This is a genomic window from Longispora fulva (assembly GCF_015751905.1).
GTDB lineage: Bacteria > Actinomycetota > Actinomycetes > Mycobacteriales > Micromonosporaceae > Longispora > Longispora fulva.
The window spans coordinates 1,323,705-1,337,589 of the sequence record NZ_JADOUF010000001.1 but is presented as its reverse complement, the minus strand read 5'-3'; the positions used below and the strand labels follow the sequence as shown (position 1 = coordinate 1,337,589).

The following is a 13,885-nucleotide window of genomic DNA, read 5'->3' as shown; positions in this document are numbered from 1 at the left end:
CCCACCCCTCATGGAGGAATTGTGAAACGCATCGCACTGTTCGCCGGGATGACGTTGGCGATCGCCGGCGTCATGGCGACCCCGGCCGCGGCCCAGGAGCCCTCGGCCACCTACGTGGTGGTCCTGACCGATTCCGCCCCCGACCCGGCGACCGTCGCCGGCGGCGTCGCGGGACTGCGGCTGGGATCGGTGTACCGCTCGGCGCTGCGCGGCTTCTCCGCCCAGCTGACGCCGGGGGCGGTCACAGCACTGCGCGCCGACCCCCGGGTCGCCTACGTCGAGCCGAACAAGGTCGGGCACGCCGACGGGCAGGCCGTCGCCAACGGCGTCTCGCGCACCCTGGCTGCCGGCAACGCCGCCCTGAGGATCGGCGACGGGCGCGACGAGCGGGTCGACGTCGACGTCGCGGTCCTGGACACCGGCGTCGACCAGAACCACCCCGACCTCAACGTGGTGCACCGGGTGAACTGTCTCAACACCACCAGCTGCGTCGACAACGCCGGTACCGACGACAACGGGCACGGCAGCAACGTCGCCGGCATCGTCGGCGAACTCGACAACGGCGTCGGTTACGTCGGTATGGCTCCCGGCGCCCGGCTGTGGTCGGTCAAGGTCCTCGACAAGGAGGGCAGCGGCGACTCGGCCGGCATCGTCGCCGGCATCGACTGGGTGACGGCACACGCCGCCGACATCGAGGTCGCCAACATCAGCATCGGCTTCGACGGCACCGTCCAGGCCGTCAACGACGCCGTGAACCGCGCCATCGCCCGTGGCGTCGTCGTCGTGGTGTCCGCCGGCAACGACCACCGCGACGTCAGCCACCAGAGCCCGGCCAACGTCGCCGACGCGATCACCGTGTCCTCCCTCAGCGACGGCGACGGCCAGCCCGGCGGCACCGGGAACTTCGCCTGGTGCAACAGCAACAACAAGAACCGGGACGACACCCTGTCCGACTACAGCAACTTCGGCGCCGGGGTGGACCTGGCGGCCCCCGGCGACTGCATCCGCTCGACGTTCGCCAACGGCGGGTACTCCAACTACAGCGGCACCTCCCAGGCGGCCCCGCACGTGGCCGGCGCCGCCGCGTGGCTGGCCAGTGGCGCGAACAAGCCCAGCAACCGGGCGGGCGTGCTCGCGATCCGCGACAAGCTCGTCAACGCCGGCAACCTCAGCTGGACCGACACGTCCGGCGACGGCACCAAGGAACGCCTCCTGGACCTGCACGACCCGGCTGTGTTCCCGCCCGGCGGCGCGGGCGGCCCCTCGGCCAGCTTCGCCCCTACCTGCGACAACGACGCCCGCGCGTGCACGTTCGACGCCAGCGCCTCCACCGGCGCCGCGCTGTCCTACTCCTGGGACTTCGGCGACGGCGCGACCGGCACGGGCGTGAAGCCCAGCCACACCTACGCCGCCTACGGCACCTACACCGTCAAGCTCACCGTCACCGACGACACCGGCAGGACCGGCACGAACAGTACGCAGATCCGCCTGTCCGACCCCGCCGTCAACGACAGGCCGCTCGCGTCGTTCACCCGCTTCTGCGCGACCAACCTGTGCTTCGGCGACGCCACCGCGTCCACCGATCCCGACGGTACCATCGCCAGCTACATGTGGACCTTCGGCGACGGCGGCACCGCGACCGGGGTCAAACCCAGCCACACGTACCCCGCCAGGACCGCCACGTACCGCGTCACGCTGACCGTCACCGACAACCGGGGCGCGACGGCCACCGCCACCGCCGACGTGTCCTGCACCCAGGCCACCTACTTCACCCAGTGCACCGTGTCCTGACCCGGTGCGCGCGGCCGAGCTGATCGGCCCGCCGCTCCGCTACCGGCGGCCCGACCCGACCCAGTCGGGCCGGGCCGCCCCACACCGCCCCACACCACACCGCCCCACACCACGGCGCACCGCACCGGGACCGCACCAAGGAGCGCACCTGTCGGGAATCGCGACCCGACCGACCGACCGGCGCACGTCCCCGAGCCGGGAGAGTCGATACCGTGGGACGGTGAGCATCACCTTCGAGGAGCTGGTCGACCGGGCCCGACGACTGGTCGTGCCGGGCCGACGGCGGCTGCTCGGCGTCACCGGGCCACCGGGAGCCGGCAAGTCCACTCTCGCCGCGGCCCTGGTCGCGGCGCTGTCCCTCACCCGCCCGTCCCCGGAGACGGGACCACGTGCCGGTGCGGGCCCGACCGCCCCCGCCGTCCTGGTCCCGATGGACGGATTCCACCTGGCCAACGCCGAGCTGGCCCGTCTCGGCCGCCGGGACAGCAAGGGCGCGCCCGACACGTTCGACAGCGCCGGTTTCGTCGCGCTGCTGCGCCGGTTGCGCGCCGACGACGAGGACGTGGTGTACGCGCCGGCCTTTCCCCGCGAGCTCGAGGAACCGGTCGCGGCGTCGATCCCGGTCGCCCGGGGCGTCCCCCTGGTGGTCACCGAGGGCAACTATCTCCTGGTGGACGACGGCCCGTGGTCGGCGGTCCGCGACCTGCTCGACGAGGTGTGGTTCCTCGACGTTGACCCCGACCTGCGGCGCGACCGCCTGGTGGGCCGGCATGTGGCGTACGGCAAGAGTCGGGCGGACGCCCGGGACTGGGCGCACGGCAGCGATGAGCGCAACGCCGCGGTGGTGGACGCGACCCGCGACCGCGCAGACCTGGTGATCCGGATCGCGTCGTCCTGAGCGCCGCGCACCGCCGTCGTTCGACTCCGGTCCTCCGGCGCGGTACTGGCGCCGCGGGGTCGTTCTCTGGGACCATCTGCCGCATGCCGTCCATCTACTGTGGAGCGTGACTGTGGCACACATCGACCTCGGACTCGACGAGACCCAGTTCCCAGGGATCAACGGCCCGATGCGCTTTCGGCCCGAGACGTCCGGGCCCCTCAACGCCCTCGCGGAGGCGCTGCTGCGCGGCCCGCACTCGATGACCCCGGGCGAGCGGGAGCTGATCGCCGCGTACGTGTCCGGGCTCAACGAGTGCCGGTTCTGCTGCGCGTCGCACTCGGCGTTCGCCGCGGTGCAGCTGCCCGAGGGCATGCCGCTCGTCGATCAGGTGCACGCCGACCTGGACTCCGCGCCCGTGACGGAGAAGATGCGGGCGCTGCTGCGGATCGCCGGGGCGGTGCAGGAGACCGGCCGCAAGGTGACCCCGGCGATGGTCGACGCCGCCCGGGCCGAGGGCGCGACCGACATCGAGATCCACGACACGGTACTGATCGCGGCGGCGTTCTGCATGTACAACCGGTACGTCGACGGGCTCGGCACCCTCTACATCGACGATCCCGACCGCTACCTGGACGCCGGCCAGCGGATCATCGACCGGGGCTACGTCTACTAGGCCCGGGCCCGGGCCCACCGGGCGGTGCCGACGCGTCCGTAACCGAAACGTCCCGGGGGCGCCGGGGCGGGGAACGGCTGGACGGGCCCCGCGTCACGGGAGCGACGCGGGGCCCGTCCAGCCGGAGGTGGCGGCCGGTCAGGAGACGGGTTGCAGCGCGGACGCGCGCCCGCGTTCCCGGAGCGACTTGACCCACCAGAAGGTGCCCCGGATGGCGCACACGATGCAGACGGCGAAGAACAGGGTGTACACGACGTTGAACAACATCAGTACGCCGTAGACCATGGCGACACTGGAGCCGAACATGAACTGCATCTTCCCGCTCGACGGCGTGGTGCCCGGATCCGTGATCATGTAGTTGGTGAACAGCACGAACGCGACCCCGGTCATCGGCAGGAGCGCCGCCCACAACTGCACGTCCCAGATCCAGGTACGGATCAGCGCCTGGATCACGAACCCGCCGGCCCAGCCCATGATCAGCGGGACCTTCTTGGTGAGCATCGTGTTCAGCACGGTCCCGGCAGTGAGGATGACCAGCGGGATCACGATCCGGATCACGTCCGGCACGTGCTCGGTGAAGTGGTACGGCGGCGCGATGTTCACCCAGGAGAACGCCAGCAGCGTGACCGTGATGCCGAAGTTCGACGGGTTCATGAAGTGCCGCATCCGGCCCTTGATCGGGGCCTGCAGCACCACCTTCTGCCCGATGGACACCACGACGGCGAAGGCGATCGGCCAGAACAGGGTGTTGGAGTACAGCAGCATGTTCGCGGCCAGCGCCGTGATGTGGGTGGGCAGCAGGAACGTGTACACGCCCCACATGCCGTGGCCGGTGAAGGCCGGGCGGCGCTTCTGCGCCCACGCGGCGACGATCTCGAAGGAGAACTCCGCCGTGTAGCCGACCAGGAGCGCGAAGATCGGCCAGGTCCAGGGCTGTTCGAAGCCGAACACGGAGTACCCGAGGATGTTGAAGATGCTCATCGAGATCGCGAAGTTGCGCAGCGCCAGGTACCGCGGATCGCGCTTGTCGATCTTCGGTGGCCGGGTGTCCTTCGGGGTCGCGACAGCCTGCGCCTGCCCGTTCGGGGCGGGCGGTGCGACGGTGGTGGTCATCCGGACGCCGGTGCCGGTCCGGTCGACGGGTCTGACGTCAGTCATGGCACCTTCACCTCCTGGGCCTGGGTGGTCAGCATGAAGTCGTGCCAGCCCGCGGCCAGGTCCAGCACCTGGGTGTGGGTGGCGCCGTTGAGGTCCCGCCAGTTCAGTTCGGCCGAGACCGGCTTGTCGCCGGCGGAGCCGAGCCCGAAGAAGACGTCGAAGCTGCGCTTGCCGGAGTGGCCGCCGCCGCCGTCGAGCTGGGCGATCTGCGTCCGGCCGTCCGCGGTGCGGATCCTCACCTGCGCGCCGTAGGCCGGGCTGCCGGGCGAGCCCGGGGCCGCGCCGTCGGCGGGGCGGTGCAGCCGCAGGCCGAGGAAGTTGCCCTTGCTGGTGTCCATGTTGCAGAAGTACGCCGGCGGGCCCCACTGCCGGGCGACCGCGAAGCTCTGGTGTCCGCTCCCGGTGGTGTCGGCGACCGCGATGCCCCGGGTGGGGATCGGGGCGGCCATCCCGAGTTCGGGGCTCAGGTCGGCGTAGCGGCCGTTGCCCTCCGGCGCCCAGAACGCCATCGTCTGGTCGCCGGCGATGTCGTCACCGGGACCGGCCTTCGGCCACATCGCGGGCTCCTGGAGCATCAGGTCGTTGCCCATCGCCAGCTCCTGGAGCCAGTTCCACCGGTTGATGTCGCCCTTGACGAAGCCGGTGGCCTGCACGACGCTCAGCCGCCCGCTGTTGTCGAAGTCGGCCATCTTGGCGTCCCAGCCCCAGCCGACCCAGGCCATGTTGGTCTCCGCCGCCGCGTTGTCGAACGGCGCGACGTGGTCTTCGAGCTGTTTGCGCGCCTCCGCCGGGCTCGCCGCGGTGTTCTTCCAGACGAAGTTGCTCTCCTCGATGCCCCACGAGGTCGTGATGTTGCTGACGAACATGTCGAACTTGCCGTTGCCGTACAGGTCGCCGAAGTCGATCGACATGCCCTTGAAGGAGTCGTGCCCGACCACGAGAGACTTCGGGGTGTACGCGCCGCGGCGGCCCTCGGCCAGCTCGAAGCGGATCTTCCCGGGCGTCGACACGTTGTGGAAGAACCGGTCGTTGCCGAAGTCGTTGGCCAGGTACAGCTCCGGCAGCAGGTCACCGTCGAGGTCCGCCGAGGCGGCGCCCAGGGTCCAGCCCGTGGCGTACTTCGGCGGAATCGCGTCCTGCTCCTCGAACGTCGCCGACGGGACGCTGGTCGGGCCGGCGGGGGTGGACGCCGTGCCGCGCAGGATGTGCGCGCCTCCGGCGTTCTGGGCCCGCGACATCGAGTGGTTCATCTGCACGCCCTTCAACCCGTTGGGGTCGAGGACCTTGGTGTCGGGGAAGTAGTTGAACACCCCGACGTCGACCCGGCCGTCGCCGTCGAAGTCGGCGACCGCCACGGCGTTGGTGTTCCACAGCGGGCCGCGGTACCTGTCGTCCTTGCCGGGGCCGTTGGACACGAGCTCGGTCGGCAGGAACGAGTGGGCGCTGAGCGGGTCGGTCTTGCCGCAGTTCAGGAACAGCACCGGAGTACGGCCCCAGTAGTTGACCAGGATGTCCATCCACCCGTCGCCGTTGAAGTCCCCCGGGACGCACCCCATCGGGGCGATGGCGTCGTCGGTGGGCAGCGGGGCCATGTCCAGCACGAACGGCTGGTAGTTCTGCTTGCTGTCCGGCGACGGCGTCACGACGACCTTGTCGCTGCGGGTGTCCACCAGGCACAGGTCGTTGGCGGAGCCGCCCCGGTCCAGGTCGTTCACGGCGATCGCCGCGCCGACCGAGGAGATCCACGCCCGGATGTGCTCGTACTCCGGGTTCACCTTCCGGATCGTGTTCTCCGGTAGACCGGGGGGTAACGCGACCGGCAGTTCCTTGAAGTGGAACCTCGACGCCAGCGACGAACGGGCCGCGGCGGACGCCTCGGGAATCTGGGCCGCCACGTACAGGGCGCTCACCAGTGCGAGCACGAAGATGGCTGGTAGAAGTCGGCGGAACAGGCCGACGGATTGCGCTGGCATCGGTCCCCCTCGAAGTGGAAGGCACGTCGAATCACCCGGCGACCGGCACTGGGTCCGGTACCCGGGAAAACAGTGGACTGGGTTGAGAGAGACGGCCGCTCCGATCGGGAATACCGCTTTCCCGACCCGGTGGGCACGTGCCGTCACGACATCGTGCGCCGACCATTCCCGCCGGTCCGGTCGACAATTCCGCCGGCGTTACGGAACGGCGCGGGAACAATGGGAAAGAATTCCGGGGAGTACCCCGGAGGGCTCAGGGCGCACGATCCGAATGTTTCGGCCGTGTTTCGCGGCTCCCCTCCCGTGGTCCTAAGCGCCCCGAACGGTTCGGACGTTGTCTTCTCTCGACCTTCGACATCGTCGCGTTCGGCGGCCTGCCCTGTCTTCTCAGAGAGTGCTCTATGCCCGTTCTGCGCGTCCATGAGGCAACACGGAAGAGGAAACGCGCACATGCCCAGTGGTGTCCGGCCACATGAAACTGAGTTCCGTCACCACACTACTCGTCGGTAACGGGAGAGTCCGCGTCCCGCAGCGCCATGAGATGCTCGTACGCCATCCTGCGCATCACCGCGAAGGCGACCTCGAACAGGACGGTGCGGGTGACGAGCTCCGGGGCTCCGGGGGGCATGGCGTCCAGCTCGCGGACGGCGAGGTGCTCCGCGGCCCGCGCGTACGGGAGGAACACCTCCTCGACCTCGCTGGTGCAGCCCAGGTCCCGCAGGGCCGCGACGACCTGCGCGAGCGCGGTGCGCCCCGGGGCGTCGTCGCCGACCCGCCAGCCGACGCCCTCGATGAACTCGTCGACGTGCGCCTGGGCCCGCACGACGGAAGCCGCACCCGTGGAGGCCGTCAGCTGGGCGCACAACGCCCCGTTGAGCACCTGGTAGAGCTCGCGCTGCGGGACGCAGCTGTCGTCGATCGCGGCGAGCACCTCACGCACCGCGGACAGGCTCATCATGCCGATGCCGGTCAGCGTCCGGATCATCTTGATCCGGGCCAGGTGCGTCTCGTCGTAGTCGGCCTGGTTCCGCGCGGTGAGCGTGCCGGGCGGCAACAGGCGCTCGCGGAGGTAGAACTTGATCGTCGCAACAGACACGCCGCCCCGCCTGCTGAGACTCGATATGCGCATAGATCCCCATGAGTGTGCTCGCGGCGACGGATATGAAGGTTTACACAGAGATCATACCCCCGAAAGCCCGTCGATCGTCCCTTATGGATCCCTGATCGGCGGCTTCCCTCCGGCGCGGGCGGGAGCGCCCGGATCCGGCACTGTCGACATTTATCCTATGTCCGTACAGGGCCGGAAAAAATCTGACAGAGAGCACAGAGGGTGGGGTGCGGCACCGGCCGGGAAACGCCCCCAGCTCCCATCACCACTCTTGGTAGTCGATAGTCCACATTAGTTGTTCACTTTCTGTGGCGGACCGCAATGGATAGCAGCAATCGCCAACACCTTATCGTCGCGATATTGCCCTCTTTTCGCGCACCGGCTTTCGTCGCCGCCGTTTTCGCAGGTCAGCGTGGCGACTCCGGAGTCGAGCCCCGGACACACCTCCGGAGTCGTAGTCCGAGCATTGCCCAGCGCAACCGGAGCAGTTAGCATCAACGTCTGTCCCTATTGGACTGAAACGGGTGCGAGGAACTGAACCGTCACGACTTTCGGAACGAGCCGGAGGACCGTGCGGCCAGTCAGAGGCTTCGGTGTTCCCAGCAGGTAAGTAGCGCGTAAAAAATGACAGTCAGCATTTACCGGCCGATGCGTGGAGCGTGAAGCCAGGTTCAACAGTACTGCGTCAACTCGCACGAAAACCATGGCATCAGGAGGCGAAATGGAAAACGCAACCGAACGGGCCGTTGAGCGAGTGGTCACCACGATGCGCGACAAGCTGGGTGAGGAACTCACGATCGACGACATGGCCCGGGTGGCCATGTTCAGCAAGTTCCACTTCTCCCGGATCTTCCAGCGCATCACCGGCGTCTCCCCGGGCCGGTTCCTGTCGGCCCTCCGGCTGCAGGAGGCCAAGCAGCTGCTGACGTCGACCTCGTTCAACGTGACCGAGGTCAGCCTCCGGGTCGGCTACTCCAGCGTCGGCACCTTCAGCTCCCGCTTCACCCGGAGCGTCGGCCTGTCCCCCACCACCTACCGCAGGGCCGGTGGCTTCACCCCGCAGCTCGTCGTCGACAACACCGCCGACACCGCCGGGCCGGCCTACGGCACCGTGCGAGGCACCGCCTGGGCGGACTCCGGCGAGCACAAGCTCGGGCTGGTCTTCGTCGGGCTCTTCCCCGGCCGGATCCCCGAGGGCCGCCCGGTCAGCTGCGCCGTACTGGACGGTCCCGGCGAGTTCGTCCTGGACAAGGTGCCGGCTGGCCAGTGGTTCCTGCTGTCGCACTCCGTCGCCGATGATCCGGACGAACGCCTCGTGCTGCACCCCTCGGCGGAGGATCATCAGACGGTCTACGTGGGATCGCGGGGACCCCTCGTCGTCGAACACGACGGCGACCTCGCCGACATCGACCTGAAGCTCCGCCTCGCGCGGTCGTTCGACCCACCGGTGCTCCTGGACATCCGTACCTCGGCGTTGACCCGGCTGGCCCACCAGGCGGCCGCCTGAGCACAGTGGCGGCCATCGAAAGAACCCGGAGCAGTTCTCCCAGGCCGCGGTGTCCAGCGGGAGCCCACTGGACACGGCGGCCTCTTTCCGCGCCGACCCCGACGGCCCCGGGCCCGCTCCCCCGACGGACCGGCCGCGCCAGGGTCAGTCCGCGATCCAGTTCACGTGCAGGCCGGAGGGCATCCGCACCGGCAGGTCGACCACGGCCTGCGCGGCGCCCGTGAAGTCGTCGGCGTTGAGGACCACGAGCGAGGTCCTGTCGACGTCGGCGTCGTGCACATAGGTCATCAGCCAGCCGTCGTCCTCGGCCCCGATCGCCCCGCGCGGCACGAACACCGCCTCGCCGGCCGTGCGCCGCGGGCCGAAGTCGTGCACCGCGACGTCGCCGGTGACGACGTCGTGCTTGAGCAGCGCCGACCCGCCCGTCGCGCCGGACCCGACCTGGGAGGCGACCGTGTACACGTAGCGGTGCGCCATGGTCTTGCGGCGCTCGTCCACCCGGGGGAACTCCTGCGGGATGTCGTCGAGCTGCCGCTCGGTCACCGCGCCGGTGGCCAGGTGCAGGGCCCACCGCCACAGGGTCGGCGCCGTCTCCCCGGGAGCCAGCAGGTCCCGGTCGAACACCCGCTCGTGCCGGATGACGTCCAGGACGATCTCCCCGCCGGTCTCGTAGGCGTTCACCGGGTGGAACACGAAGCAGGGGTCGACGTCGAACCAGCGCACGTCCGCGCCGGAGCCTTCCCTGGCCAGCACCCCGAGGCGGGAGTCGCCGCCCTCCTGCCACGCGTAGGGGCAGCGGGAGCCGGCCCGGGCGAGGGCCGCGTCGAACCGGACCGGGAGGTCGTAGAGGACCACGTGGCGGTCCGTCAGGGACACCGAGTGCATCATCGGTGTGCCGCGCACCGCGACCCGCTCGGACCTGCGCACCCGGCCGTCGACGCCGACGACCAGATACTCCAGGTACGGCAGGTCGTGGTAGTAGGCGACGGTGAACAGCTCGCCGGTGACCGGGTCGCACTCGGGGTGGGCGGCGAAGCCGTGCGGCAGCGTGCCGTCGAAGTCGAACCGGGCCACCGAGCGCAGCTGGTCGTCCAGCTCGATCGGCAGCACGCCGGCCTCGCCGAGCGCCAGCGTCCGGCCGGCGTGCCGGATGACGTTGCCGCTGGGGTTGTCGGACAGGCCGTGTCGGGGGCCGGGGATGGGCAGCTCGCCGAGGCCGCGGGCGATCCGGTCGGTGCGGATCCACCGGTTGCGGTACCACTCGGCGCGCCCGTCGCGGAGCCGGATGCCGTGCACCATGGCGTCCCCCACCAGGGCGTGCTGGCGGACCCCCGGCGTCTGTCGGGAAGCGTGCGGGCCGATGCCCAGCAGTGCCCCGGTGAGCTGGCGGGGCAGGTGGCCGGTGACAGGGAGGGCCAGCTCGGTGAGCTCGGGGCCGATCGGCGCGGTGGGCCGCAGCAGGCCGCCTCTGGTGGCGTGGGAGGTGAGGACAGACACGGGGACCGCCTGACGTCGAAGGTTTGACGTATCGCCGTTACGTAACACTGTAATGAATCGTAGGGTCGGACATGAGATCATGTCAATATGAGCCCACGACCTTCCGACCCGTTGCTGCCGAACGCGTTGATGGAAGCCGCAGCCCGGCTGCTCGCCGAGGAAGGAGCCGCGGCGCTCACCACGCGGCGGCTCGCCGCAGCCGTGGGTACCTCCACCTCGGCGGTCTACACCCACTTCGGCGGGATGGACGACCTGGTCCGCGCGCTGGTGCACGAGGGTTTCGCCCGGCTGCACCGGCGGATGTCGCGGGTGCGGGCCACCGCCGACCCGGTCTGCGACATCATGACGCTCGGCTACGCCTACCGGGCCAACGCGCTGGAGTACCCGCAGCTGTACCTCGTGATGTTCGGCAGCTCCGTTCTCGGCGGCTTCGCCCTCGCCGACGAGGACCGCCAGCACGGCCGGTACACCCTGGAGTCGCTCGTGGACGGCGTGGCCCGCGCCACGGCGATCGGCCGGTTCCGGGGCGACGACATCGCGCAGGTGGCGCACCAGATGTGGATCGCGCTGCACGGCCTGGTCACCCTCGACCTGGGCGGCTACCTGGTCTCCCCCTACGACGCCGACTCCTGTTTCGAGACCCAGTTGCGCGCCGTGATGCTCGGCGCCGGCGACGACCCGCGCGACGTGGCCACCTCGTTGGCGAAGGCCCGCCGGCGCAAGGCCGGGGCCGACGCCCCGCTGGAGCCGCTGGTGGTGCCAGCCGGGTAGCCGACCGTGAGGGGCGGGCGACATTCGGCAAGGTGGGAGTGGCTGCGGCGCGGCCGCACCCACAAGGATCTCGGGTAGGTCTACGAATCGCACGCCACCCGACCCGGGAGACACCGTGGCAAGCACGCTGAGGGCGCTGCGGCGCCGCATCCTGACCCCTGACATCTCCGAGACCAAACTGTCCACCCGCGGCTTCCACGACAAGGGACCCGAGGCGCGGTTCCTGCTCGAGAGCGTCGGGCGCACCTTCCTCGCCGGATTCGCGCGCGCGGCCGAGTCCCAGGGCCCCGACGACATCACCACGCTGGACGCCATCGAGCCGCAGTACCGGGGCTTCGCCTACGAGGGCGCCGGGATGGCCTACGCGCTCATGGACGGCCTGTCCCTCGGCCCGGCCCGGCGCACGGCGCGGTTCCTGTCCGGCGCGGGCGACAGGCACATCTACATGGCGTACGTGGGCGTCGGCTGGGCCATGGCCCGGCTGCCCAGGATGCGCTGGGCCAAGGCCAGCGCCGCGGCCGGCGATCCGCTGCTGCGCTGGCTGGTCCTCGACGGGTACGGCTTCCACCAGGCCTACTTCCACACCGCCCGGTACGTGCGCGACCAGCACGAGGAGGCCGCGTTCCCGTGGCCTGCCGACGACCCCACGGGATACGCCCACCACGCGATCGACCAGGGCATCGGACGGGCCGTGTGGTTCGTCGCCGGCTCCAGCGCCACCCTGGCCTGCGACCTCATCGACCGGTTCCCCGAGCGGCGCCGCCGGGACCTCTACAGCGGGGCCGGGCTGGCCGCCACGTACGCGGGCGGCGGCGACGAGGGGGAACTGCGCACCCTCTGGAACCGGGCCGGGCAGCACCGCCCCTGGGTCTCGCAGGCCAGTGCCTTCGCCGCCCAGGCGCGGGTGCGGGCCGGCCTGGTCGTCGGGCACACCGTGCTGGCGACCGGCGTGTTCTGCGACCTGACGCCCGAGGAGGCCGGGGCGCTGACCGACACGGCTGTCCCGGACCACCCGGCGAGCACCGGGCCGACGTACGAGATGTGGCGCAACAACGTCGCGGACGTGTTCATCCAGCGGGGATGGTACTGAGATGACCACGACACAGGGGCCGACGGCGCTCGGCCGCCGGGACATGCCCGGTCCGTCGCGGTGGTCCGCCCCGCAGCTGCTCACCCGGATGGCGCGCAACAGGCTCGAGGTCATGATGGACGTCTCGGCGCGGTACGGCGACGCCGTGCGGCTGCCGCTGGGCCCCAAGACGCTGCACTTCTTCAACCACCCCGACCACGCCAGGTACCTGCTGGCGGAGAACAGCACCAACTACCACAAGGGCATCGGCCTGATCCACGCCCGCCGGACCCTCGGCGACGGCCTGCTCACCAGCGAGGGCGAGCTGTGGCACAAGCAGCGCAAGACCATCCAGCCGGTCTTCCAGCCCAAGCGGATCGCCCGGCAGGCCGACGCCATCGCCGACGAGGCGGTCAAGCTCGCCCGCCGGCTGGGCACGCACATCGGCGGCGGGCCCGTCGACATCCGGCACGAGATGACGGAACTGACCCTCGGGGTGCTCGGGCGCAGCCTGCTCGACGCCGACCTGTCGGCCTACCAGGGCATCGGCGACTCGTTCGAGGCCGTGCAGGACCAGGCCATGTTCGAGATGATGTCGCTGAGCTCCGTCCCGACGTGGGTGCCACTGCCCAAGCAGCTGCGGTTCCGCCGGGCCCGCGCCGACCTGCAGGTCATCGTCGACCGGCTGGTGGCCGAGCGCAAGGCCCGCGGCGACGTGCAGACCAGCGACGACGTGGTGTCGCGCCTGATCGAGTCCACGGCGCTGGAGGCCGACCCGGCGGTGGGCCGCCAGCGGATGCGCGACGAGCTGGTGACCCTGCTGCTGGCCGGGCACGAGACCACCGCGAGCACGCTGAGCTGGACGTTCTACCTCGCCGACCAGCACCCGGAGATCTGGCAGCGGCTGCACGAGGAGGCCGTGACGGTGCTGGGCGACCGCACGCCGGTCTATGAGGACCTGCACAACCTGCGCTACACCGCCATGGTCGTCGACGAGGTCATGCGGATGTATCCGCCGGTGTGGCTGCTGCCCCGGATGGCGGTCGCCGACGACGAGGTCGGTGGTTTCCACGTGCCGGCCGGCGCGGACGTGGTGCTGTGCCCGTACACCCTGCACCGGCACCCGGAGTTCTGGACCAGGCCGGACCAGTTCGACCCGGACCGGTTCGACCCGGCGCGGGCCGCCGACCGGCCCCGCTACGCCTACATCCCGTTCGGGGCCGGGCCCCGGTTCTGCGTGGGCAACAACCTGGGCATGATGGAGACGGCGTTCGTCGTGGCCGCCGTCGCCCGCGAGCTGCGGCTGACCATGGTCCCCGACTACCGGGTGGTGCCGGAGCCGATGCTGACCCTGCGGATCCGGGGCGGCCTGCCGATGACGGTGCACTCCGCCTGAACCCCGCGCACCACGGACCACCGGCCGGCGACCGCCGACCGGTGGTCCTTCGTCGTGGCCGT

11 protein-coding genes are annotated in these 13,885 nt (G+C 70.4%); 7 read left to right on the top strand and 4 right to left on the bottom strand.

Features of this window, described 5'->3' with window-relative positions; translation table 11 throughout:
- Window positions 1-21 precede the first annotated feature (21 nt).
- The 3 genes from IW245_RS05870 (at window position 22) to IW245_RS05860 (ending at window position 3,344) form a co-directional block, all read left to right on the top strand.
- Window positions 22-1,791, top strand: coding sequence for a S8 family serine peptidase (locus IW245_RS05870; RefSeq protein WP_233472629.1), 1,770 nt, complete (start codon window positions 22-24; stop codon window positions 1,789-1,791).
- A 220-nt stretch (window positions 1,792-2,011) separates the two neighbouring features.
- Window positions 2,012-2,689, top strand: coding sequence for a nucleoside/nucleotide kinase family protein (locus IW245_RS05865; protein WP_197002176.1), 678 nt, complete (start codon window positions 2,012-2,014; stop codon window positions 2,687-2,689).
- 112 nt (window positions 2,690-2,801) lie between these two features.
- The gene (locus IW245_RS05860) at window positions 2,802-3,344 is read left to right on the top strand and encodes a carboxymuconolactone decarboxylase family protein (RefSeq protein ID WP_197008342.1); all 543 of its coding nucleotides are present in this window, start codon (window positions 2,802-2,804) and stop codon (window positions 3,342-3,344) included.
- A gap of 138 nt (window positions 3,345-3,482) precedes the next feature.
- Here the strand turns inward: IW245_RS05860 and IW245_RS05855 are convergent, their stop codons facing one another.
- The 3 genes from IW245_RS05855 to IW245_RS05845 all read right to left on the bottom strand — a co-directional run bounded on the left by IW245_RS05855 (window position 3,483) and on the right by IW245_RS05845 (window position 7,604).
- Window positions 3,483-4,502 (bottom strand): enediyne biosynthesis protein, encoded by a 1,020-nt coding sequence (locus IW245_RS05855; protein ID WP_372445091.1) that lies wholly within the window; start codon window positions 4,500-4,502, stop codon window positions 3,483-3,485.
- Window positions 4,499-6,475, bottom strand: coding sequence for a CRTAC1 family protein (locus IW245_RS05850; RefSeq protein ID WP_197002175.1), 1,977 nt, complete (start codon window positions 6,473-6,475; stop codon window positions 4,499-4,501). Before IW245_RS05850 ends, IW245_RS05855 begins: the two co-directional genes overlap by 4 nt.
- Window positions 6,476-6,971: 496 nt before the next feature.
- Window positions 6,972-7,604, bottom strand: a complete 633-nt coding sequence (locus IW245_RS05845) for a MerR family transcriptional regulator (RefSeq protein ID WP_197002174.1) — start codon at window positions 7,602-7,604, stop codon at window positions 6,972-6,974.
- Window positions 7,605-8,304: 700 nt separating this feature from the next.
- Here IW245_RS05845 and IW245_RS05840 point away from each other — a divergent pair.
- Complete coding sequence (locus IW245_RS05840) at window positions 8,305-9,090, top strand: helix-turn-helix domain-containing protein (RefSeq protein WP_197002173.1); 786 nt, start codon at window positions 8,305-8,307, stop codon at window positions 9,088-9,090.
- 144 nt (window positions 9,091-9,234) lie between these two features.
- Here the strand turns inward: IW245_RS05840 and IW245_RS05835 are convergent, their stop codons facing one another.
- Complete coding sequence (locus IW245_RS05835) at window positions 9,235-10,587, bottom strand: carotenoid oxygenase family protein (RefSeq protein WP_233472635.1); 1,353 nt, start codon at window positions 10,585-10,587, stop codon at window positions 9,235-9,237.
- Window positions 10,588-10,674: 87 nt separating this feature from the next.
- Here IW245_RS05835 and IW245_RS05830 point away from each other — a divergent pair, with 87 nt between their 5' ends.
- The 3 genes from IW245_RS05830 (at window position 10,675) to IW245_RS05820 (ending at window position 13,823) form a co-directional block, all read left to right on the top strand.
- On the top strand, window positions 10,675-11,358 hold the full coding sequence (locus IW245_RS05830) for a TetR/AcrR family transcriptional regulator (protein WP_197002171.1): 684 nt from the start codon (window positions 10,675-10,677) through the stop codon (window positions 11,356-11,358).
- 115 nt (window positions 11,359-11,473) lie between these two features.
- A complete protein-coding gene (locus IW245_RS05825) occupies window positions 11,474-12,448 on the top strand; it encodes a DUF1702 family protein (protein ID WP_197002170.1) in 975 nt (324 codons plus the stop codon).
- 1 nt (window position 12,449) lies between these two features.
- Window positions 12,450-13,823 carry a cytochrome P450 gene (locus IW245_RS05820; protein WP_197002169.1) on the top strand — a complete coding sequence of 458 codons (1,374 nt, stop codon included), beginning with the start codon at window positions 12,450-12,452 and terminating at the stop codon, window positions 13,821-13,823.
- The last annotated feature ends 62 nt before the right edge of the window (window positions 13,824-13,885 follow it).